At 48.8% G+C, this 533-nt stretch carries 1 protein-coding gene; it reads left to right on the top strand.

Annotation, left to right across the window (positions count from 1 at the left end):
- On the top strand, positions 1–533 hold a 533-nt coding region (locus ACS8FC_RS20550; protein ID WP_439298144.1), incomplete at both ends, for a rod shape-determining protein.

Genomic DNA, 533 nt, shown 5'->3' with positions numbered 1-533 from the left:
CCTTATTTTTATTCCTAATAAAGGCGTCGTACTTGACGAGCCTACGGTGGTCGCGTTACGCAGTAATCGTACTCAAAACCCGACCGTCGCTGCTGTGGGTATCGATGCCAAGCAAATGCTGGGTCGTACGCCTGCCAATATCACAGCGATTCGCCCGCTAAAAGACGGTGTAATTGCTGATTTTGAAGTGACGCAAAAAATGCTAAAACACTTCATCACTAAGGTAAAAGCCAAGCGTTTTATGGCACAGCCTAACGTTGTGGTATGTGTGCCATGTAAGTCTACCTTGGTTGAGCGTAAGGCGATTCGTGAGGCAGTATCATCAGCAGGCGCGAGCAAAGTATTATTGCTAGAAGAGCCAATGGCTGCGGCTATCGGTGCTGGCATGCCTGTTCATGAGGCCAGTGGTTCTATGGTCGTTGATATCGGTGGTGGTACAACTGAGATTGCCGTTATCGCGCTATCTGGTTGCGTCTATGCTGAGTCTATCCGTATCGGTGGCGACATGTTTGATGAGGCGATTATTACACACG

Source organism: Psychrobacter sp. 1Y4 (genome assembly GCF_051847555.1).
This window is presented reverse-complemented; position numbering and strand designations above follow the sequence as displayed.